The organism is Salinispirillum marinum (assembly GCF_042650105.1).
Classification (GTDB): domain Bacteria; phylum Pseudomonadota; class Gammaproteobacteria; order Pseudomonadales; family Natronospirillaceae; genus Salinispirillum; species Salinispirillum marinum.
In genome coordinates, this window is record NZ_JBHSAL010000002.1 from 1,211,077 (window position 1) to 1,233,424 (window position 22,348).

The following is a 22,348-nucleotide window of genomic DNA, read 5'->3' on the forward strand; positions in this document are numbered from 1 at the left end:
TGCCAGCCGCGTGTAAAGTGCAGAGGCCTGTCCGACCGCAGTAGCAGAAATCGTTCCACAATATTGGCATAATGTCAGCACTGACTCTCTTTGTTCTTCTTACGTAATAGGCCTGTCGACCATGAAACTGAATCGCATCCATCTTTCCGTCCTTTTGCTATTGTGTTTGGTCGTCCTCATGGCCGTGTTACCCATTATGTCGTTGCGTGACCGCAGCACCCCCGCCAACCCGATGTATGAACATTTGGGTGGTAATTTTGAACTGCAAAGTCTGAACGGTCCGGTGCAGCTATCGGACTACGAGGGTAAAGCCGTCATGTTGTTTTTTGGCTTTACGCAGTGCCCGGATATTTGCCCCACCAGCATGGCGGTGATGCGCCAAGTCTTTGCCGCGTTACCCGAGCAACAACGAGACAACGTACAAGGTATTTTTATCAGTGTAGACCCTGAGCGCGACGACGTGCAGCGCCTGCACGATTACACCCAGTTTTTTGATCCGCGCATTGTTGGGATCACCGGCACCAAGGCAGAGATCGACGCCGTTACCCGCCAATATGCCGCCAGTTATCATTTCGAAGAATCCGACTCCGCCATGGGGTACATGGTGCAACACACAGCACGCACCTATGTAATTGACCGGCAAGGCCGCATTCATGATCTGATCAGCCATGAAGCACCCTACACCGAGCTTTTAGCGGCCGTTAGCAAAGTTTTGTGATGCTGATCACATTTAGTGTTGCGGAGTCGTAGCCTAACGCGCAGGTCTGGTGCAAAATGCAAAGCTTACCCGATTCAGCGTCGTCCAATTTCGTGCGGCGCGTTTCTACCCACAGACTCATGAAGGATTATTCCATGAAGACAAATGCACGCACCTTGGCCCTAATCAGCCTGACTGCTCTTGCCGCCCACAGCACAGCGCTGACCCCAGAAGCTGAGGCAAACTACGGAACACAAAGCCTTGGCACGGCTGCCGATGATCAAGTGATGGTTATGGTGCGCGCGGGTGGCGACTATGACATGAGCATGCACAGCGTACCGGACACCGACATGTACTGCTCCGGTTATGTGTCTGAGGCACCGGATGCTGTGATCTCCGTTCCTGCGAATGCACAATCGCAAATCTATTTCGCTACCTATTCCGGTGATGACAGCACCTTGGTGGTGATGGACCCGAACGGAAAGATTTACTGCAACGACGACGCCGATGGCCGTGGCTTGAATGCCGGTGTCGAAATGCCGGTTGTACCCGGTGATTATTCGGTGTGGGTGGGCATTCACTACCCCGGTGATTACCCCGAAACCGCCGTTCGTGTGGCCTATACTTCACCCATGATGGCGCAGAAGCCTGGCGTATCCTTAGCCATAGATTGGGAGGCAGAGCCCACGTTTGAACACTACACCCTTGCCGCAGGTTTTGGCCCTAATCCCATTGAACTGGAATTGATTGCGGGTGGTACCGATACGGTACCCAGCTCTATCGGCTCAAGCTGTTATGGCAACATCTACGGCGCGGCACCGGATGTGACCGTCGAATATTCCGGCGTCGGTGCGCTGCATTTTTCTGCCACCTCCGACAGCGACCTCACTCTGGTTATTCGCAGCCCCGATGATGTTTGGTACTGCAATGATGACTATGAAGGTTTGAACCCCGGCCTCTCCATTGAATCTGCCGCCGCCGGACGCTACGCCGTTTGGGTTGGCACCTACGGTGATGATGAACCCGACGCGGTGCTGCAAATCAGCGAAGTCAGCCCCTTCCAAAGTGCTGCCGGTAGTCGCCGCAAAGGCAACTGAGGCCTGAGGCCAACGGTTATAAATGCCAGAAAACAACAACATTGAGACCCAATTCCAGAGTATCCACCGAACTCTGGAATTGCGGCGCTCGCCGTTTCCGCATCATCCGGCCCTGCGGGCGTGGGATGCCGCCGATGAATATCTACTTGCTCAAGCCGCCGAACAAAGCCCCAATGGCCGTTGGGCTATTGTTAATGACAGCTTTGGCGCCCTTACACTCGGTTTAGCAACACAAGCACCCGTTCTATGGTATGACAGCGCCGTCGAAGCCGACGCGTTGGTAGATAATGCCATCCGAAACGGCATACCAACACCCCAGCATCACGCGCAGTCAGAGCCCCTGCCCAACGATGTCGACGGCGTCCTGCTTAAATTACCCCGCAGCAGTGCATTATTGGACTGGCAACTGGCCCAGATCAATCAGCAGCTACCCGCCGGTAGGCCCCTGCTATTAGGCGGTATGTTAAAGCACGTGACACCCGCTGACCTTGCTGTCCTAGGCGCTCGGTTGGACGGCCTGGCAGCATCGCGTATTGTTAAAAAAGCCCGAACTTGGCAGGCCGTGACCTCTTCACGCAGCGAAATACCCTCTATTCAACACGTCAAGATCAGTGAGCCGGAGGTGGTATTGCATCATCGGGCGGGTGTCTTTTCCCCAAAACGACTGGACCCCGGCGCGGCCTGTTTGCTGGGCTATTTGGCCGACATCGAGCGCCGCACACAGGGTGAAGATGCGCAGATTATTGACCTGTGTTGTGGCAGTGGAATACTCGGTTTGGCCTGGTTGCTGCGCCACCCGAGTCATCATTTACTGAGTACCGATGCGTCCGTTGCGGCGGTCACCAGCGCCGAACTGACGCTGGCCGCCAATGCACCGAGGACCGCTTCATGGTCCGTTCGCTTAGGCGATGGCCTGCACGGCCTAGATACGCGGAGTGCGGATGTCATTCTTTGTAACCCGCCGTTTCATCAGGCCGACACGGTCACCACCGATGTGGCGCGCGACCTGTTTACCCAAGCGAGCGGCGTACTGCGAACGGATGGGCAGTTCGTGGTGGTGGGCAATCGCCATTTGGGCTACCACGCCCTGCTGAAACACAGCTTCAAGCAGGTACGCACCATCAGCCAAGACAAGCGTTTCGTTGTCTTGGTGGCAACCCAGCCTAGGTGATTAAGGCTCGCAGCTACTGCAACTCACCACGCGCCGGATAGTCCTTCTCCAATACGAAGTCGATGGTTTTCAACAATGCGGGAAAATCCGGGCGACTGAACGGCATGGTTTGTACGGTGCTGAAATACAAGGTGCCATCTGGACGGACGAGAAACAAGCCAGGCTCGGAGAACTCGGCGGGTTCCTCAATGCCAATGGAGGTTTTGCCTTTACCCGCCGAACGGAATAAGCCCCATTGCCGTGCTGCGTCAGCCGTTAAACCATAGCCCAACCGTAACGCCCCAAGTTTTAACTTGTCGTGCGTCGCTTGCGCACGCTCTGCCGAGTCACTGCTCAAGGCCAGAACAGACACGCCGCGCGCTGTGAACTCATCATGCAATTCATTCAGCGACCGAAGATAGCTCATGCAAATTGGGCAATGATGACCGCGATAAAACACCAATAACGTAAAGTTCTCGGCCGTTTCATGCGCAAGATCAAAGGACTCATGGCCAAAGAGTGGCACCTGTAAAGCGGGAACGGGTTGGCGTGGTATTAAGCTCATCTGTCGTTTCTCCAAATAGATGATGGAAGATCAAACACCCTAGGTGCAGGATCATGCTCAGAATCATAGTGAACTTATCGATCTATTATGTTCTTATTACCTAACCTTTCGTTTGAATCGGTGACTTTATGGATCGTCTGACGACGCTGTTACGTTTATCACTGCCACTCATTACCCATGACCCGGCCAAAGCAGCGGGCTTTCTGATCTTGGATCATCACGCGAAAACGATCTACTGGCGACAACGGGCCCGGCCAGATGAGCAGTCGCTGGCCATTCTCTTTCAACACCCGCATGCACCGTTGGCCTATGCCCTAACCGATAATCTTCGCATGTCATGGGCCGAGAATCCTGATCTGTCCGCGCTGGTTGGGCTATTGTCGACCGAGTTGAACAGCTCGCGGTGTGGCGGGGGCATGATGCTACAACATCTGACGGAGGTAATACTGATTCAGTTATTGCGCACGGTTTTGGAGCAACAACAGGCACCGGACGGTTTGCTGGCCGGTTTGGCGCACCCGCAGATTGCGCGCGCCTTGGTGGCACTGCACGATCATCCAGAGCAAGGTTGGACCGTTGAACGGCTGGCTGACCATGCGGCGATGTCACGTTCGTCATTTATTGAGCATTTTCGGCGCGTCATCGGTGAGCCACCGGGCAGCTATATCGCGCATTGGAAGCTGCACACGGCACAGCGTCTGCTCAATCAGGGCAGCAGTGTCGCGGCCGCGGCGCGTCATGCCGGTTATTCAGGACCAACGGCACTGACCCGGGCCTATCGCCAGCATTTTGGCTGCGCACCTAAGCATCATAAGGCGCAGCCTGTTTTGGCATAGACCGTGGCTTTCTCTTGAAAAAAGCCGCCCGGTGGGCGGCAAACGGGATGAATCTCAAACATTAGTTCTTCAAGCAGGGTCTGCTAAATTTCAGCGCCATGATGGCCACCGCCCATGCGTCCACCACGCATGTGCCCGTCTCGGCCAGGCGAAGGCATGTGGGCGTTCATGTAGGTCAATAACCCTTCAATTTGCTCGGGGCGCAATACCGTTCCTAATTCGTCGGCCAACAGGGTATTGATCTGCGCGCGACGTGCCGTGATTTCTTCGGCGCTAGGACGCGTGCGCTCGGCGCGCGGCGTTTCCTTCATTTCAGTCCGCATAGCATCGCGTTGTTCAGTCATGATGCGGCGGATGATCTCATGCGCTTGTACTTGCTGTTCTTCCGTAATATCCAATTGATCGGCAATATAGCTCATGGACATGCCACCGCGTTGTCCGTGGCGCTGGCCATCTCGTTGTCCATCGTGCGCCATGGCCTGGGATGAACCAATGGCCATGAATAAGCCCAGCGTGGCAGCCAATAGAGATTTTGCATAACGTGTTGTCTTCATGATAACGCTCCTAGTCATTGAAAGGTCGCCGAAGGTCATTCCGGTGTGGAACGCACGATGACGATGAGGACATCATCAACGCTAAAAGCGCAGAGAATATGGAGGGAATGTGCATGACACCACTTTTACACACCCTGCGCTCGCAGGGCGCTTAACGGCCTTATGGCGTGGGCTCGTACTTGTATCCCGCGCCATACACCGAACGCACGTACTGATGCTCAGCATTCAGTGCGTTCAGTTTCCGTCGCAGGTTCTTGATATGGCTATCAATGGTACGATCATTGACTAGGCGCCGGTCGGGATAGGCTTGGTCCATCAGTTGTTCGCGGGTGAAAATACGTCCGGGTGACCCCACCATCACTTGCAGCAAGCGCATTTCTACCGCTGTCAATTCCACGCGCCGCTCGCCCACGCGCAACAGGTTATGATTAGGCTCAACCACCAAATCGAGCGAAAATGGAGCCGTAGACACTTCTGCCGTCAGGGCCGTGCGGCGCAGCACGGCTTTAACGCGCGCTACGATTTCGCGTGGGCTGTAGGGCTTACAGACATAGTCGTCAGCGCCCAGTTCCAAGCCCAACAAGCGGTCTATTTCTTCTACCCGCGCCGTGGTCATGATGATGGGCGTTTGGTGAAGCGTGCGGCTGTGTGGTTGATGCTGTTGGCGAATTTGTCGACACAACGTCATACCATCAATGTTCGGCAACATTAAGTCCAGAATGACCAAGTCCGTTGCGTGTTCCGCCAACCATGGCATGACGTCCGCTCCGTCGCCACAGATGTGGGTATCGAAACCATCACGCCGCAAATAGTCACTTAAAACCTGCGCCAGCTTGGGCTCATCTTCCACAATCAATATATGCGCCATCGTTAAGTTCCTTATTCTGCCGCCGCAGCTTTGCCCGCATCGAGGCGCGGCAGGCGGATACAAACACTCAAACCGCCAAGGTTAGACGTCTTGGCTGTCACCGAGCCGCCATGCGCCTGCACCACGCTGTGCACAATCGCCAAGCCCAAACCCGAACCACCGGATTCCCGGTTGCGGGATGCGTCGACCCGATAAAGGCGGTCAAAAATCTTGGCCAACTCTTCTTCTGGCACGCCAGGTGACGAATCACTCCATTCGAGGATGACCGCATCGGCTGTTTGGTTAAGACGCAGGCGCAAATATCCCGGCCGCTCAGCACTGGCGGTGGTGTACTTCACGCTGTTCGACAACAAATTGGTCCAGAGCTGGGTTAAACGTTGCGCATCACCCTGAATCAACACGGGCGTGGTGGGCAACTCGTCCAATAACTGCACATGATGCTGAACCAAGCTGGTACTGTGTTGCGCCAACATGGCGCGCAAATGAGCAATCAGGTCCAACGATGTAAAGCGGTAACTCAAAGCGCCCACGTCAGAAAGCGACAATTGGTGCAGGTCATTGACCAAGTCGTTCAAGCGCGCAATCTCTTGTTGCAAGGACGTAACGGCGTCTGCATCCAAGGGTCGAATGCCGTCTTGCAAGGCTTCCAACTCGCTTTTTAGAACGGCAATGGGCGTGCGCAGTTCATGCGATATGTCGGCAATCCATTGTTGTCGTGCTTGCAGGTTATGCTGCAGCACGTTGGCCAACCGATTAAAATCATGTGCCAAATCGGCCAGTTCATCCGAACCTCGTACCGGCAATTGAACGTTGTAGTCGCCTTGGGTCAACGCATGAGTGGCTTGTTTCAGGCGCGTTACCGGGCGTAATACCATCGCCGCCGCTGGAATACTGATCGCCGCGGCCAACATCAATGCCACCAGTCCAACCCAGCGGGTTTGGCGGCGGTGTTGATCGGCAAATACGCCATCGAGTTCAGACATCAACCGCTGTTGATTGGGAAATCCCAGGCTGCCTACGGTTACCCCGTCACTCACAATGGGTATCCAACTCATCGTGTTGGCGGGTGCCGGGCTGCCCAGCAGGCGTTGGTCTTCAGCATCACGGACTTGTAAAAGGATAATGGCATTGCGCGATGACGGTGCAGGGCGGCCGTCCCGACGCGGCATCATCAGCGGTTGCTGCCAGCGCAGCCATTGCCGCGCGTCCGTCATCGTCAACCAGTCCCAGTTACCTTGTTGTGCGTATTCCTCCGCCAGCAACTCGGCCAAGGGTTCTAAACGCTGGCGCTGTGATGCTTCAACATAACGTGAAAAGCCGACATTAAAGACCCGTGTGTTCGCCCCTACAATCGCCAGACTCAACAGCGTATTGGCGAGTAATATGACAGCAAACAACTTGTAACGGAGGCGAATTTTCATCGATTAAGAGACTTTGAGGCCGTGACAACACCCTATAATAAGGCATGAATGTGCACGCAATGTGCAGAACGTTAAGGTTGGAACTTACTGAGTGTGTGTTTCAAGCCTTCCAGCTCGATCGTAAAAACATGCTCCAAGATACGTGCCTGTTCTTCCCGATTTGCCGAGGAAAACTGCGTTGGCCAGTTACCACAATGGGTCACGGCATCCACTACGCCAGTGCGCAGCAACAAGGTAACACCGTGCACCAACGACCATGCACTGAACGAGGCTACAGCCTGCTGGTATTCGGTCAGCTCAAAACCTTCTTGGGCAAACATTTCCGACATGGTGTTTTGCAAATGACGCTCGGCACAGCCTGCGGCCTGCATTAGGTCATTGGTAAAATATTCCGGTTCCGGCGTCCAGAAAAAGATCAGGTTAAAAATACCGGGGTGGGTAAAGGCGAAATGCAAATAGGCCCGAGCCATAGCCCGCACCTTGCCTTCCGGGCTGGCGGGATCCGCCGCGCTCAGACTTTCATGCAAGGCCGCATCGAAGCGCTGAAAACCTTCCGTTTTCATTTCTACCATCAAGGCCATTTTATCGGCGAAGTGGTTATAGGCAGCGGTGGGCGTCACACCCACCGCTTTCGCTAAGGCACGCAAACTGAGTTCTTCTAACGATCCGGTTTCCAGCGCTTTAAAACCCGCGTCAATTAAGGCGGCTTTAAGATTGCCATGATGATAGGCGGATTTCTTCGGCTGGGTCATACAACTTCTCACTGCTGGAAACCGCTTTAGTTTAGCAGACTACGATACGCGGTGGCTAATGACCTTAAAACCCCAGACGCAGGTTTAGCGTTATCGCATCGTTGTGCCGCGCCGGGTGCAGCATCTGTTCCTCGTCCCACGCATGGTACTCGACCAGACTGACCCCGACCGTGAGCGGATCGCTGGGCTTCCATTCCGCGTCCAGTCGCCCCAACAGCCCATCATTACCGGGCAGATTGACCGTTTGGGCGGTCAGGGTTAGCCGCTCGTTCCAGCCCGTCCAGCGCGTACGCAGCGACTGTGACCAGCGCCACGCATCGGCATCGACAGCCGCACCGTTGCGAGTGATACGCATTGTTCCGAGTTCTGCTGACACGGTTAAATTCGACCACCCGCTGTATTCAGCACCCACCATACTGCGCCATTCGTCTACCGATTCCCACGGTGCCAAGGCTTGTTCAGTGGGCAAATGAACACCTTGATGCCAGGCTTGTTCCGTACGCCATAACCAGGATCCAAGCACCCATTGCGCACCGGCACCGACAACAGTGAGCGCTTCAGGCCGCAGAACGACTTGCTCAGGACCACTACCGCCAAAAGTCACGCTACGCACAGTGGGTGTGTACGCATTCAGGCTGGCAGCCATCACTTGCACATCCAACCCCGACCAGCGCTGTTGCCATCGGGCGGCCAAACCAACCCGTTGACTCGGTGTTTGAGTGGATAGACTGGCGCCGCTGGCGCGCAATTCTGCCAAGGCATCAAATTCGTCGAAAGGTCCTGCCAAACGGTCTGCTGCGGTAGCGTCCAACACCACCAGTTCCAGTGCATCTCGCCAGGTCATATGCAGTGCCGGAACCGGTAACCGAACCGTTTCCAGATCGGCCTGACCCGGCCAGCGCTGATCTCGTGGTGCCAACACATCGGTCACGGTCAGGCTCTCGGCTTCACCCCATGCAAAGGTTTGATACCCGGCCGTGAGCCACAGATCACCGGGTTGCCAGCGTACATAGCTATCATCCCAAAACCCCTGCCAACGCCGCGCATTAGCCTGTGCCGTGGTGAATTCGTAAGCGGACCACAGCCCGGCATCGGCAACATCAGGCAACCAGTCGTGCGCAAGTGACCCCGCTGCACGCACCGAAACATCACCCCAGCGCCCGGTCACCTGACCATAGAGTGTTGATTCAAAACGGGTCAATGCTGCTTCATCGCGGCTGAATCCCGACGCTGGCGCTCGATACCCGAAGGCTGTTTTGTGCTGTGCCCAGCCGAGAAATTGCACCGGTCCAGATGGAGCCACAGGCGCACTGGCCGTGGTATCCACATCACCGAAGAAGTCATTCGCCTGCCCCGGCATGGCGAACGCCATGACCAAAGGCACGAGCCCAATACGTTTCATTAATTGGCTCCTTGCTGCATGGCTTGCGTGGTAAACAGTGCAGGATCATTGTGTTCGTTGTAGCGTACGTCATGGATCTGAAACACACTGGCGTGCTCACGGTTGCCATTTCTCGTGGTAATCATCTGAATGCGCTTGGCGGTCCAAATACCGTCAATTTCTTCCAGGTCGCGCGCTGAGAAATACTTCACCCGCCCGCCACGAGCGACCCAAATTTGCCCTTGAACTTGCACAAAGTTGTCTTGACGAATCCATAAATGTGAACGCTCATAGCCGGTTTCTGCCAGTACCCGATCACGAAATTCCGGCTTCGGGGTCGATTCAATCAACCAGGCAGGCGCACCATCCACCACTTCGCTGTCGCTTAACAGTCGGTAGTCGTACCACTCAAGGGTTGTACCGTTGAGATCGGAATAGGTGAAATCGCTGCCCATAAAGGAGCCGGAACGATCGCCTGCAGCAACCCGCCGGACTTGTTTCAGGGCGGGTAAGTACAACCAGGCCTCATCGTCGCTGGCGTCGTAGTCGTAACTTAAATACGCGGTTCCGGCGACATCGGTCGGTGAGAGAAAGAAGGTAACGCCCTTGGTGACGCCCTCTTCTTCTAAGGTTAACAAACGGAGGTCACGCACCCGTTCGCGGTTGTTGCGGTCAACCAAAATCAATTGCGCCCTGGATACCGATGAATCGCCGGTATAGCGTGTATCTACCCTTTCCATAATCTCTTGCGCGGTCAGGGTTTGGGCTTGTGTGCCACCCGCAACCATACCGGCTGCCAGCAAAAGACCACCCAGTGCCAATGACATTGTCTTGGATTTGAACATCAACATTAAACAGTACCTCCATTGGGGGAAACAGAAACTATGGTTTGATTGGTGGAAGGATCAGCCTGTTCTTCGGCGCGGCCATCAACCCAGTGCAGAATGGCAGGCAGGAAGATCAGGTCGCCCAATAAAGCTAAGGACATGATGCTGGCGGCGAACAAACCGACATAAATGTAAGGAATGAATGAACCCATCAGCATGACGCTGAAGCCCAGTACCAAGATGATGGAAGTGAACACCACCGCACGACCAGCCTGATTCGCCGCATGGGTGATGGCATCATAGGCATTCATGCCAGCACGCTTGCCAATGAGATAGCGGTTCATCATGTGGATGGCGTCATCGACGGCGATACCCATGGTCATCGCGCCCACCACCATGGTGCCCAGATTCAAGGGAATACCCAGAACCACCAACAAAGCCCCCGTAATTAAAATGGGCACAATGCTCGGTACCAAGGCGATCAGGCCATATTTCACCGAACGGAAGAGTACGATAAAACTCACCCCAATAATGGCCAGCGCCACCAGAAATGACTGGAACATGCCCTGATTGATGTACATATCCTGCGCGTTGTACATCACCAAGCTGCCGCTGGTTTCGATCGTCAGGTCTGGAAAATTGCGCGCCACATGGCCGTTCATGCGCTGCAAAAAGGCGGTGGTTTCTGAGGCTTTCATGTTGCGAATGGGCACACTGATGCGCAGCCAGCGTTCATCGAAATCCTTTACATCGGTCAGATCTTCATCGCTGCCGCTGTTGTCGTACAACAACAGAAACTGCGCCGCCATTTCACGCGTATCGGGCAAGCGCAAGTACGCGGGATCGTCAAAATTCAGCGCTTGATTAATGCTTTTATGGAAGTCGATCAGTGAATTTACCTGCCCGGTTTCCGGCTGTGCCTCTAGCCATTCCTGCAACAGCGCAACGCGCAATAAGAACTGCGGGTTATGGATACCACCCGGCTCGCCACTGTCGATCATCACATCAATGTTCTGAATGCCGTTGTACTGGTCGTCGAAATACACCAAGTCCGCCCGCGTGGGGTTACTCTGCTTGAAGTAGGTAATAAAGTTGGAATCCACCTCAATGCGGGGAATTAACGCCAAGCTGACCGCCAACAAGGCCGCACCCAACAACGTCAGGCCGCGCTTATAGCGATAGGTAAACGCCGGTACAGCCTCGGTTATGCGCGCCACAATGCCCGTGCTAACGCTGTGCCGGGTGCGATCAGAAAACGCTGCAATAAAGCTCAACACAGCGGGCAAGAGCGTCATGGCGAGCAGAAACAACATCATCGCCCCGATGGCACCCAACCACGCGAACTGCCGCACCGGCAAAAGTTGCGTAACACTCAACGCCATAAAGCCAGCCGCCGTGGTAAACGCAGTATAAAAAGCCGGAATCCACAGGTGTTCGATGGTGGCCTGTGCGGCCGCTTGCGGGCTCTGGCCTTCGGCGCGGAAGCGATAAAATTCCACCAGCACATGCACCGACACCCCTACGCCGATGATGATTAAGGCGGGAATTAGCGCCGACTCCACCACCGAATGCGGCCAACGCATCAGGCCCTGTATTCCGGTGACTAAGGTGATGGCGCTGCCGATCAACACCCAAGGGACTAACGTACCGGTTAGGGAGCGAAAACTGATGAACAGAATGATGATCATCACCACCGCCATGGTGGGGTTTAACCAGGCTTGATCCCGTTTGGACAGCGTTTCAAACTGCTCGGTAAATACCGGCTGACCACTGAGATACAGCGGGTAACCACGTTCCGCGAACTGCTGCTCGGTGACAAAGTCACGCAACGCTACCATTAACGACATCTTCAATACACTCTCACCGACTTCGTATTGCGTACGTGCCGCAATGCGGGTGTGGCGGAAGTCTTCCGTGATCAGGCTACCCAGCGCCATTTCCTCACCGCGCATAATGTCACGCGCTTCGGCGATATAAACGGGGTCTGTGATGTCTTCAAACACATCATCCGTGGCCATCATGCCGCCGCCGGAATGCGTGTACTGATATTTGGTCAAGGAACGCACCTGCGTGACTTCAGGCCGGTTTTCCAAAAACTCCGTTAGCTCCGCGATGACTTGCAGGCTTTCAGGGTTGAATAAGTCCTCCGCATTTTCCGGAGCAACGACCCCCACCGACAGGTACTCCACATCACCAAAGCGTTCCAACAAATCATTGAAGGTCGCTAAATTCGGGTCACCATTGAGGAAAAAACGCTCATTGGAATTGTCGTAATACAGGTTACTCATGGGTGGAATGGCCAGTGCCATGGCGATCGCGACCGCACCCAGCACAAGCCAGCGGCCGGCGATCACCGACCTGGCCCACAATTGAATGAATGATTTCACGGCTGTTCTCCTCAGCAGTTCAGTGTTAGTGGCATCACTTATGTTTACAGTGCTTACTTTGCAAGCCCGCTTAGTTAACACCGTAAACTTTATGATGTAAAGATAACACCGTAAATATTTTTCAAAAAATAGCCACTTGAGCCGGAAATCGGGAGAAAGCCGATGTGGAAATAGGTACTTTTTATTCGTATACCGTTGGAGGAAACCGCCACACAACACTTTGTGTCGAAGTGAATTTCTTCTATAGTCTCTGCTTCTTTTTTATCTGAGATGTTTATGGCTCGCCTTAGAACCCGTCGCCTTTGGCGCTCCCTCTGCTACTCCATTGCCGCACTCTGCGTACTTGCTTTGGTGTCCGGGGTTTTGGTGTTCTCCTCGCCTTCTCTTTTGCGTACCTACGGGCCAGCGGTTGTGGCTGCTATCAAGGAACCCAACAAGGAAGCATCGTTAGCCATCTATTCGCGGCAGCAACTTGCCACACAGTTGGGCGTTCCCCACGTCAGTGATGGTGCGGCTATTGCGGCATGGGCGGAAGCACAGAACGACCAGCAACAACGGAAAAACAACCTCTTGTTCAACGGCGTGCTGGTGTGGGATTACCCGACCGAATGCCGCAAAACCTACATTGCACTCCACCGGTGGCGTCACTTTGCTGTGGTGTTCGAGCATAATTACTGTGTCGAGGATGACGGCCATGCGTAAGGTCCTCATGGCGCTTTGGCTTCTCCTGATTGCTTCCGGATTGACGATTCACTTCACCGTATTTGCGAACGACCTTGATGCCACGTTGTCACGCGTGCAAACCCTCGCCGAAGAAAATTTAGCCGAAGTCACCATCGGCTATATTCTGCTGTTGGCCATTCGTGGCCTTACGCTCATGCCTAGCACACCCCTGCTGTTTGTTGGCATCGTACTCTTTCCGCCGTGGACCGCTTATTGGATGAACATGGTAGGCATTTTTATGTCTTCATTGATTGTTATCTTAGCCATTAATCATTTGAATTTTGGTCAGCGCCTAGAGCGTTTACGTACGCAACGGTATGCGCGCATGGAGCGACGGCTGCGCCAACACGGTCTCCCCATCATTGTAAGCTGGAGCTTTTTTCCCCTGGTCCCCACCGATTTAATCGTCTACCTGGCGACCTTGTTACGTTTCCAAAAACGGGTCATTCTGGGTGGTGTCATGACGGGTGAGGCTGTGCTAAACGCAGCCTATGTGTTTGGTGGCGCTTCGGTATTGGCGCTGCTGTTGGCCTAGTGCACTGCACGCAAGGCCTACATTTCGCGCTCCTTCGCCCAGAACCAGTACAGAGCGTTGCATGCGCCTTGCCGTCGAGTCGTCTATACTGCTCAGCGTTTTCTTATGTTAAAAAAACAAAAGGTGAATTTGATGAAAGCCATGCGCAGCCATGAACACGGTGATGTTGATGTTTTGAACCTCGAAACAGTGGACCAACCCACCCCCAACGATGACCAATTGCTGATCGCGGTTAAGGCCGCTGGCGTCAATCCGGTCGATACCTACATTCGTGCCGGGATCAACAACTATTCTGCCAAATTTCCGCATACGCCGGGTATGGACGGCGCGGGTGAAGTGGCTGCAGTGGGTAAAAACGTGGTGGGGTTTGCGGTCGGTGATCGGGTGTATTTCAACCGCAACTTAACGGGATCAGCAGCCGAATTCGCCCTGTGTGAACCGAGCAACTGCTTTCCGCTGGCCGATGCCGTGAGCTTCGCCGAAGGTGCGGGAATTGGGGTGCCATACACCACAGCTCACCGTGCGTTGTTTGGCCGTGCGCAGGCAAAAGCGGGTGAAAAGGTGCTGATTCATGGGGCAACCGGTGCGGTGGGCATTGCCTGTGTGCAGCTCGCTAAAGCTGCGGGCTTGACCGTGGTGGCCAGTGCAGGCACCGATGAGGGTGCTAAGTTGCTGGAAAAACAGGGTGCGGACATGATTATTCGTCATGATGCCGAAGGCCATTTAGACTCGTATTCTTCGTTCGACAGCGGCTTTAACATCATTATTGAGATGCTCGCTAACGTGAACCTGGATATCGACTTGAAAGCGTTGGCGCGTCAAGGCCGCGTGGTGGTGGTGGGTAACCGTGGCACAGTGGAAATCAACCCACGGGATTTGATGGCGCGTGATGCGCAGGTGATGGGTATGGCGGTGATGAACATGACGCCAGCCGACCACCAACAAACCGCCAAGGCGATGTATCCGTTATTCGCCGCAGGCTTGCTGAAACCGGTGGTACGCAAAGAATATGCGTTAACCGAACTGCCACAAGCGCACTTGGATGTGTTGAAGCCTGGTGCGCTGGGGAACTTGGTTATTACCGTCGGCTAGGTAAGAACGAGCGTTTTTACCGTAGGAGCGCAGCCCTCTGCGCGAGCCATTTACAGCAGGAGGCCAGCCCTCTGGCCGAACATTCGCGCAGGGGGCTGCGCTCCTACGGTAGACTAGCCAAAGCGAAAGCTGGACGCGGTAATCCCGCCTCGCCAGTCTTTTTCGTGGTACACACACTCAGCGGCTTCGTCCTCTGCTGCGCCGACAGCTACAAACAACGGCACCAAATGGTCTTCCCGCGCGTGTGCAATACGCGCTGCCGGGGCTTGTTCCCACTGCAAAAGACGCTGCGAACGATCAACCGGCGAGGCCTTAACCACGCTGTCTTGCAGCCACGCATCAAAAGCCTCCGAAGGCGCTTTGCCTGCTGGCCCCATCAAGCGCAAATTGTGGTAACTGAACCCGCTGCCAATAATCAACACGCCTTCATCGCGTAGCGGTGCCAATGCGCGACCAATGTCGAGGTGCGTTTCTGGGTCATAGTCGCTGCGCATGGCGAGCATCACCACCGGCATATCGGCTTCCGGATACATGACGGACATGGGCACAAAGGTGCCATGATCAAAACCTATCTCGTGGTCTAATTCAGTAGGTTGACCGGCGGCATCCAGCAGTTCTTTTACGCGGTGCGCCAAAGCTGGCGAGCCGGGGGCGGGGTAGACGATGTCATAGGTGTAGTCCGGGAAACCGAAATAGTCATACACCATACCGGGGCGTTCGGCAGCGCTGACACGCAGATGATCGGCCTCCCAGTGACCGGTGATCACCAATACCGCTTTAGGACGCTCGGGTAATTCGCTGGGTAAGGCTTTAAGCTGTGCTTCCAGCACGGCAAAGCTTTCCCGCATGGGGCCATCCATGTACGACCAAGGGCCGCCGCCGTGCGAAAGAAAGTAAGTGGGTAAACGCGTCATGGCCAATCTCCTGTAATATCTATTGCGTCATTATAGAAGATCGGCCTATAAACCATAGCGAAGGTCTTTCAACGCTTCGTTCAGTTTATTTGATGGCGCGCCTTGAAGAGTCGATAAACCACAGAGGCGATAAGCTGGCTAGGCAAAAAAGCTCTCAAGGAGTCGAGCTTACATTAGGTAAGTATTCGCTGCGCTCACCCTTCGGGCCGACCCATGGTCGTTCTGGCAAGCCAGTGAGCGATTTGAGAGCTTTTTTAACAACGCCAGCTTGAGAAAAAGTTATCCCAACCAGACTTGCTGATGATTCACAAACTCCCTTATCCCATGCGGCCCTAACTCCCGCCCCAAGCCGGAACGTTTGATGCCGCCGCTGGGCAGCCGTGGATCGGTTTTCACGATGCCATTAACGGCGACCTGCCCTACCTGCAGTTGATGCGCAATGCGCTCGCCCCGGCTACGTTCGGTCCATACGCCAGCAGCCAAGCCATATAAGCTGTCATTTGCCATACGAATGGCGTGGGCTTCATCGTCCGCCTTCAGCACCACGGCGACCGGGCCAAAGGTTTCTTCTCGGGCGCAGGTCATGTCGTTGGTGACATCCGTCAATAAGGTCACGGGATAGAAAAACCCCGGCCCTTTGGGCAACTCACCGCCGAGGCGACATTTTGCGCCTGCCACAACCGACTCCATCACCTGCCGATGCAGGTTTTGCCGCAAGTCTTCACGCGCCAATGGCCCTACATCCGTGGTGTCTTCGCGTGGGTCGCCTTGTTTGAGCTTTTCCAGCAAAGGCTCCAACAGGCTGACGAATTCGTCATGGACGCTGGCTTCGACAATGATGCGTTTGGCGGCAATGCACGACTGACCGGCATTAATGATGCGTGACAACGCGAGCGTTTCCGCTGCTTTTTGCAAGTCTGCATCGGCCAGCACAATAGCGGGATCGGAGCCACCCAGTTCCAGCACGACAGGCTTGATTTCACTGCCAGCAATGGCGGCTACAGCAGAACCAGCCCGCTCGGAACCGGTCAGGGAAACGGCTTGAATGCGCGTGTCGCGGATGACCGCTTCGACATCGGCGTTGGCCATCGGCATATTCTGCATGATGCCCGCTGGCGCACCCACGGCGTCAAACAATTCGGCAATGGCTTTCGCACAAGCAGGCACGTGCGGGTCGTGCTTCATCACACAGGTATTCCCTGCCATTAACGCGGGCGCACAGAAGCGAAATGCCAACCAAAACGGGGCATTCCACGGCAAGATGCCCAACACGGTACCCAAGGGCAGATGCTGCACATAAGAATGACTGGCATCCGATGGCAGCGTTTCGGCTTGCAAATACGCTTGCGCATGCTCGGCGTAGTGGTCGGCACAGAGCGCCGCTTTCAAGACTTCGGCGCGGGCTTCCTTAATCGGCTTGCCCATTTCCAGCGTCATCAACGGCGCCAGTGTTTCCACATCGTCGCGCATGCGTTGGGCGACGGCACGTAAGACGTCACCGCGTTCCGCAAAGGTCAGTGCTTTCCAACCAGGAAAGGCCGCCACTGCGTCATTCAAAATAGCTTCACGCGCCGGAGCACTGAGCTCCGGGCTGGTGCCGAGTGTGGCACCCGTGGTGGGGTTTATCACAGAAACCGACATCTTATTTACCTCCTCTTTTGGCATTGGGCACCGCCTTGAGGTCGGCTTTTTCCGCGGTGGCGGGGGATGCAGGGGTGCTTGGCGCATCGGTCGCTGCACTCTTTTCTGCCTTAGCCACCCGTTTGGCGCTGTATTCCGGTTTGATCACGAAGTCTTCATCCAGCGTGAAGAACGATTTGCAGCCATTGGCCGTAACGTACAGGGTATCGGAAATACCCATGGTCTTATTGCCCTCTACACCCCACATCCACGGAATGATGTGGAAGGTCATGCCTTCTTCCAATACGGTGGAGTCACCCTGCTTCAGGCTGATGATGTAGCCTTCATCCCAACTGGGCGGAAAGGCGATACCGATGGAATAGCCCGACCGGGTGATCAGGCTGCCGCCAATATCGTTCTCGGTGATGATCGCACGGACAAGATTGTCGGCGTCTGAAACCGTCAATCCCGGGCGCATAATGGCTTTCAACTGATTGAGTGCCATCTTCATTTTTTCTTGGGCTTTGTAGAAGGTATCGGTCATATCACCCAGCACCACGGTGCGCATCATGGCAGTATGGTAACGCCGATAGCAGCCCCCCACTTCCAAGAACACATGTTCACCTGGCTGTACGGTACGACCTTCCCATGTCGCATGCCCGATCATGGTGCGCGGCCCACTGACGACATAAGGCATAACGGCAGGCGGCTCACCCCCGGCGCGGAACATACCCGAGCTGATGGCCGCGCCTATTTCGTTTTCGGTCGCACCGGCGACGGTGGCGTCAAAACCGGCTTTCATACCCGCTTCGGTGGCACGCGCCGCCTTGTGCATGATGTCGATTTCTACCGCTGATTTGGTGATGCGGCCTTGTTCGACAATGCCGAAGCAGTCGAGCAGGCGGCCATCGGTGAAGGTGGTGTGAATGGCATCCTGATGATAGGCCGGGAAAAAATAGCTGTTCCGCTCATAACCCACATGCTTGCCGTTCAAACCAAATTCGCGCAGTGACTGCACCAACATCTGAATGGCGTCACCCGTATCCGGGTAGGGCCGAGTCAATTCGACCCAGGTACGCGCATGCACGTTGGACTCTTCCAATTTGCGCGTGATCATGAAGGGCTCGCCCTCCAATGGCACGACCAACGCCTGAAAGAACGAATAACCCGTGGTTTGATAGTCAGTAAGGTACATTAAGTTTTCCGGATCGGTGATAACCACCGCGTCCAGTAACCGTTTTGCCATGCGTTCACGCAAGCCGTCGATGCGTCTTTTGTATTCCGCGAACGGAAAGGTCATATCATCGCGTTCAATCATGCGGCCTCCAATGCGTCTTGGAGTGCTGCGGTGAACAGCGACAACCCTTCGGAGAGATCAGCATCGGGTATGGTCAGTGGCGGAATCATCTTGATCACCTTGCCACCTGTACCGCAGGCACCCAATAACAGGCCGCGTTCAAAGCAGTTCGCGGCGACTTGTTTTGCCAGTGCGCCGTCGCCCAAGTCCAAGGCTTGCATCATGCCTTTGCCACGCACTTGGAATCGGCCCGAACCGAATGTTTCTACCAAACCTTCAAGGTGCTCTTGCATCTGGGCGCCCTTGCGTTTGACATCGTTCATCAGGTCGTCGTTGTCGAAGTACGACAGGCCGACTTTACCCGCCACAAACGACAGCCCTTGCCCACGGAAGGTGCCGGTATGTTCACCCGGAGACCAGTGTTTATCATGCTCTGGCTTCACCAGATTCATCGCCAGTGGTGTGCCGAAGCCACCAATGCCTTTGGCGAGGGTAACGATGTCGGGGTCAAGACCCATGCCGTCAAAGCTGAAATATTGCCCGGTACGACCACAGCCCGCCTGGATATCATCGAAGATCAATAATGCACCCAAGTCGTGAGCGAGGGTCTGAATGGCCAACAACCATTCTTTGCTGGCCACATTGACGCCACCTTCGGCTTGAATCGGTTCAACCAAAAAGGCGGCCGGTGGTTCGAGACCGCTGGAAGAGTCGGCGTACAGTGACCGTAAGCGGTCAACCGCACCGACTCCACAGCCTAGGGTGCAGCCTTGGCAGGGTTTGTTGCAGCCAAAGGGCTCGTGCCGCACATGCTCCAGGGGAACACCGGCTGCATTACGGAAGTAGCTGTTGGTGGTGGCGGCCAGCGCGCCCAAGGTCATACCATGAAAACCATGGGTGAACGCGACCACCGTGCGGCGGCCCGTTACTTTCCGGGCCAGCTTCAAGGCTGTTTCCACGGCATTGGTGCCCGTTGGCCCCATAAATTGCATTTTGTGGTTCATGCCACGGGGTTGCAGAATGGTTTTGTGAAAGGCTTCGAGGAAGTCTCGCTTGGCGGTGGTGTAGGTATCCAAACTGTGCGCCACCCCGTCCGCTTCAATAAACTCGATGATGGCTTTTTTCATCAGCAGATTATTGTGCCCGAAATTCAGCACCCCAGCACCGGCGAAGAAGTCGATGTAGCTCTTACCCGCTTCGTCCACTTGCCGGGCATTCGATGCTGATTTAAAGACGGTCGGATACAAACGGCAGTAACCGCGGATGTCCGATTCCAATTGTTCAAAGACTTTCATAAAAGTCCCTCCTCGATTAAGACAGGTGGATATCCACCTTGATGACAGCACAGGACAGCTCCTTACGGGTCTACCCTGGCCAAATACGTGGCAGCAGAACGAGCCTGAATGCCATAAGCGATACCGATCACCGAAGAATATGTGATCAGTTCGATTCGCTGGGCAGGGGCGCCCCCACCAAGCGAGAGTAAAGCCGCGTCACCTTGGCGATGAGTGCGTCGTTAAAATCGTATTCTGGACTGTGACATGGCCGCTGATGTTCATGCAAGCCATCGTCTGAACCTATCAATGAAAAGGCACCGGGAATCTCCTGCAGGTAGTAGCTGAAGTCTTCCGAGGCCATGATGGGGATGGGCGTACTTTGGCTCAGACCATGGGCACCCAGTTCTTCTTGTAACGCAGCTCGGAACTTTGCCGCCGGCTGCGGGTGATTGACTGTCGCGCCGTAGCGCGGATACACCTTTACGGTGCAGGTTACATCATGTGCAGCGGCGGTGGCGGTGGCGACATCCTGTATCAATTGCTCCAACCGCTCCCGGGTGTGGGTTTGTGCAATGCGAAAGCTACCGCCAATATGTGCGGTCTCCGGTATCACGGTCGCCGAACTGGGGGCATCTATGGAAGTGACGCTGAGCACAGTCGCATCCTGCGGCGGCAAACGGCGTGCCACCACCTGCTGTAACGCGACCACAATGGCGGCAGCACCCAGTACGGGGTCGCGGCACAACTCTGGTTGACTGGCATGCCCACCTTGACCCTGCACTTCAATTTCAAAGGTGCCATTTCCGGCCATGACCGTGCCGTTCGGGCAGACGGCCTGTCCCAGGGGAATAGCAGGCCAGTTGTGCCAGCCGTAGATTTCATCGACCCCTCGCAAGGCACCGTCTTCAATCATGCGTTTTGCGCCATGGCCGCCCTCTTCCGCAGGCTGAAAAATTAACGTAACTGGACCCGGCAATTCGTCTTCATGGGCTTTTAACCATTGGGCGGTTGCCATCAAGGTCGCCGTGTGACCATCATGACCGCAGGCGTGCATGCAGCCGTCCGAGGTTGACGACCACGCTTTATCGGTGCGCTCTTGGACAGGCAAAGCATCAATATCAGCGCGCAGCGCGATGTGTTTGCCAGTCGCTTGCGCCGCTAGGGTTGCTACCGTGCCGGTGTCGGCACAAGGACGCCACGCAATGGATAACGCCGTGAGTGCCGAACGTATCCGATGCGCCGTTTCTGTTTCTTGCCAACTGAGTTCAGGGTGTTGATGTAGCGTCCGCCGAAAGGCAATGGCGGCGGTGATCACGTCATCCCACACAGGTGTCACGAGGGCATTACCTCCCGTTAAAATGAAGATTTAGCGTATAACCCTAGCAGATGACTGCGTATTTCATGGACAGCTGAGGGATTCTTACGGGACATTTACGTGAAAAAGGGTGTGCAAACATTTTGTCAAAAGCGGGCTTTGTCATCGTTTCGTCATATTTACCTTAACACTTCATGCTAGGCTGAAAACGTATCCATTTGAGGGCATGCAGTGAAAATACTGGCCAGTTACAGCATTAAAGGTGGCGTAGGAAAAACGACCACAGCGGTTAATTTAGCTTGGTTAGCACATCGCTCCGGCATCAGCACATTGCTCCTTGACCTTGATCCGCAAGGTGCCAGCTCCTTTTATTTGCGCCAAGACGCCGAAGGATCATTGGAAGCGAAACGCTGGCTGAAAGGTAAGTCTGCACTTACTGACCATGTACTGAGCACTGACTACGACTGGCTGGATATTGTGGCCGCACACGATTCGTTTCGAGATCTCGACCTCGTACTGGACGGCGAAGACGATACCGCACTCAGACGCGAACTCCGCGCTCTAAAAAAGCGTTATCAATTGGTGATTGTGGACTGTCCACCTACCTTCAACCGGCTTTCAGAACAGATTTTTCGCGCAGCGCACCGCATTGTCGTACCCGTCCAACCCACTACCCTTTCCGCAAGAACCTATGAGCAATTGCGTTTACGCATGGCGGACGTGGGTGTAAAGGAAAAGAAATTGCTGCCTTTTTTCAGCATGGTGGAAGGCAGAAAGTCCTTACAAAAAGAAGTAATGGCCACGTTTAGCGCACAATACCCTTACATCCTGGACGCGCGTATACCCTACAGTGCTGACGTTGAGCGCATGGGGATTCAGCGCGCTCCCGTTGGCACATACGGCGGTCGACGCATAGCCGCGAAGGCGTTTGAAGCGCTCTGGCAGCAAGTGTTAGCAGAGGCGGAAATACCAGCTAAGTAGGTCACTAAGCTCTTGAAATTGGCCACTTTTTTCGACGCCCTACACAGATTCTTCCGAAC

21 protein-coding genes are annotated in these 22,348 nt (G+C 54.9%); 8 read left to right on the top strand and 13 right to left on the bottom strand.

Going from position 1 to position 22,348, the window contains the following annotated elements:
- Positions 1-121: 121 nt before the first annotated feature.
- From ACFOSD_RS12765 to ACFOSD_RS12775, 3 genes are all read left to right on the top strand, one after another.
- Positions 122-718: an SCO family protein gene (locus ACFOSD_RS12765; RefSeq protein WP_380697120.1), complete on the top strand. Its 597-nt coding sequence runs from the start codon at positions 122-124 to the stop codon at positions 716-718.
- Positions 719-852: 134 nt separating this feature from the next.
- Entirely contained in the window at positions 853-1,794 is a 942-nt protein-coding gene (locus tag ACFOSD_RS12770) for a hypothetical protein (RefSeq protein WP_380697122.1), read from the top strand.
- Positions 1,795-1,816: 22 nt separating this feature from the next.
- The gene (locus tag ACFOSD_RS12775; protein WP_380697124.1) at positions 1,817-2,965 is read left to right on the top strand and encodes a class I SAM-dependent methyltransferase; all 1,149 of its coding nucleotides are present in this window, start codon (positions 1,817-1,819) and stop codon (positions 2,963-2,965) included.
- A 13-nt stretch (positions 2,966-2,978) separates the two neighbouring features.
- On the opposite strand, the gene ACFOSD_RS12780 is transcribed toward ACFOSD_RS12775, so the two are convergent.
- Positions 2,979-3,509, bottom strand: a complete 531-nt coding sequence (locus ACFOSD_RS12780; RefSeq protein WP_380697126.1) for a peroxiredoxin-like family protein — start codon at positions 3,507-3,509, stop codon at positions 2,979-2,981.
- 128 nt (positions 3,510-3,637) lie between these two features.
- Between ACFOSD_RS12780 and ACFOSD_RS12785 the strand changes: the two genes are divergently transcribed.
- On the top strand, positions 3,638-4,345 hold the full coding sequence (locus tag ACFOSD_RS12785) for a helix-turn-helix domain-containing protein (protein WP_380697128.1): 708 nt from the start codon (positions 3,638-3,640) through the stop codon (positions 4,343-4,345).
- 83 nt (positions 4,346-4,428) lie between these two features.
- Here ACFOSD_RS12785 and ACFOSD_RS12790 read toward each other — a convergent pair whose 3' ends face one another.
- From ACFOSD_RS12790 to ACFOSD_RS12820, 7 genes are all read right to left on the bottom strand, one after another.
- The gene (locus ACFOSD_RS12790) at positions 4,429-4,899 is read right to left on the bottom strand and encodes a hypothetical protein (RefSeq protein WP_380697130.1); all 471 of its coding nucleotides are present in this window, start codon (positions 4,897-4,899) and stop codon (positions 4,429-4,431) included.
- 160 nt (positions 4,900-5,059) lie between these two features.
- Positions 5,060-5,767 carry a response regulator gene (locus ACFOSD_RS12795; RefSeq protein WP_380697132.1) on the bottom strand — a complete coding sequence of 236 codons (708 nt, stop codon included), beginning with the start codon at positions 5,765-5,767 and terminating at the stop codon, positions 5,060-5,062.
- An 11-nt stretch (positions 5,768-5,778) separates the two neighbouring features.
- Entirely contained in the window at positions 5,779-7,188 is a 1,410-nt protein-coding gene (locus tag ACFOSD_RS12800; RefSeq protein WP_380697134.1) for an ATP-binding protein, read from the bottom strand.
- 71 nt (positions 7,189-7,259) lie between these two features.
- Entirely contained in the window at positions 7,260-7,940 is a 681-nt protein-coding gene (locus ACFOSD_RS12805; protein ID WP_380697136.1) for a TetR/AcrR family transcriptional regulator, read from the bottom strand.
- 64 nt (positions 7,941-8,004) lie between these two features.
- A complete protein-coding gene (locus ACFOSD_RS12810; protein ID WP_380697138.1) occupies positions 8,005-9,342 on the bottom strand; it encodes a hypothetical protein in 1,338 nt (445 codons plus the stop codon).
- Positions 9,342-10,172 (bottom strand): outer membrane lipoprotein-sorting protein, encoded by an 831-nt coding sequence (locus ACFOSD_RS12815; protein ID WP_380697140.1) that lies wholly within the window; start codon positions 10,170-10,172, stop codon positions 9,342-9,344. Before ACFOSD_RS12815 ends, ACFOSD_RS12810 begins: the two co-directional genes overlap by 1 nt.
- Positions 10,172-12,535, bottom strand: a complete 2,364-nt coding sequence (locus ACFOSD_RS12820) for an efflux RND transporter permease subunit (protein WP_380697142.1) — start codon at positions 12,533-12,535, stop codon at positions 10,172-10,174. Before ACFOSD_RS12820 ends, ACFOSD_RS12815 begins: the two co-directional genes overlap by 1 nt.
- Before the next feature lie 276 nt (positions 12,536-12,811).
- Here ACFOSD_RS12820 and ACFOSD_RS12825 point away from each other — a divergent pair, with 276 nt between their 5' ends.
- The 3 genes from ACFOSD_RS12825 to ACFOSD_RS12835 all read left to right on the top strand — a co-directional run bounded on the left by ACFOSD_RS12825 (position 12,812) and on the right by ACFOSD_RS12835 (position 14,885).
- The gene (locus ACFOSD_RS12825; protein ID WP_380697144.1) at positions 12,812-13,237 is read left to right on the top strand and encodes a hypothetical protein; all 426 of its coding nucleotides are present in this window, start codon (positions 12,812-12,814) and stop codon (positions 13,235-13,237) included.
- Complete coding sequence (locus tag ACFOSD_RS12830; RefSeq protein WP_380697146.1) at positions 13,230-13,793, top strand: VTT domain-containing protein; 564 nt, start codon at positions 13,230-13,232, stop codon at positions 13,791-13,793. Before ACFOSD_RS12825 ends, ACFOSD_RS12830 begins: the two co-directional genes overlap by 8 nt.
- A 105-nt stretch (positions 13,794-13,898) precedes the next feature.
- A complete protein-coding gene (locus tag ACFOSD_RS12835) occupies positions 13,899-14,885 on the top strand; it encodes an NADPH:quinone reductase (RefSeq protein WP_380697148.1) in 987 nt (328 codons plus the stop codon).
- Between the two features lie 113 nt (positions 14,886-14,998).
- Here the strand turns inward: ACFOSD_RS12835 and ACFOSD_RS12840 are convergent, their stop codons facing one another.
- The 5 genes from ACFOSD_RS12840 to doeB2 form a co-directional block, all read right to left on the bottom strand.
- Complete coding sequence (locus tag ACFOSD_RS12840) at positions 14,999-15,799, bottom strand: DODA-type extradiol aromatic ring-opening family dioxygenase (RefSeq protein ID WP_380697150.1); 801 nt, start codon at positions 15,797-15,799, stop codon at positions 14,999-15,001.
- 279 nt (positions 15,800-16,078) lie between these two features.
- A complete protein-coding gene (locus ACFOSD_RS12845; RefSeq protein ID WP_380697152.1) occupies positions 16,079-17,440 on the bottom strand; it encodes an NAD-dependent succinate-semialdehyde dehydrogenase in 1,362 nt (453 codons plus the stop codon).
- 1 nt (position 17,441) lies between these two features.
- Positions 17,442-18,737, bottom strand: coding sequence for an ectoine hydrolase (gene doeA, locus ACFOSD_RS12850; protein WP_380697154.1), 1,296 nt, complete (start codon positions 18,735-18,737; stop codon positions 17,442-17,444).
- Complete coding sequence (locus ACFOSD_RS12855) at positions 18,734-20,011, bottom strand: aspartate aminotransferase family protein (protein WP_380697156.1); 1,278 nt, start codon at positions 20,009-20,011, stop codon at positions 18,734-18,736. Before ACFOSD_RS12855 ends, doeA begins: the two co-directional genes overlap by 4 nt.
- A 145-nt stretch (positions 20,012-20,156) precedes the next feature.
- Positions 20,157-21,329: a N(2)-acetyl-L-2,4-diaminobutanoate deacetylase DoeB2 gene (gene doeB2 / locus ACFOSD_RS12860; RefSeq protein ID WP_380697158.1), complete on the bottom strand. Its 1,173-nt coding sequence runs from the start codon at positions 21,327-21,329 to the stop codon at positions 20,157-20,159.
- 210 nt (positions 21,330-21,539) lie between these two features.
- On the opposite strand from doeB2, the gene ACFOSD_RS12865 reads away from it, so the two are divergent.
- The gene (locus ACFOSD_RS12865) at positions 21,540-22,289 is read left to right on the top strand and encodes a ParA family protein (RefSeq protein WP_380697160.1); all 750 of its coding nucleotides are present in this window, start codon (positions 21,540-21,542) and stop codon (positions 22,287-22,289) included.
- The last annotated feature ends 59 nt before the right edge of the window (positions 22,290-22,348 follow it).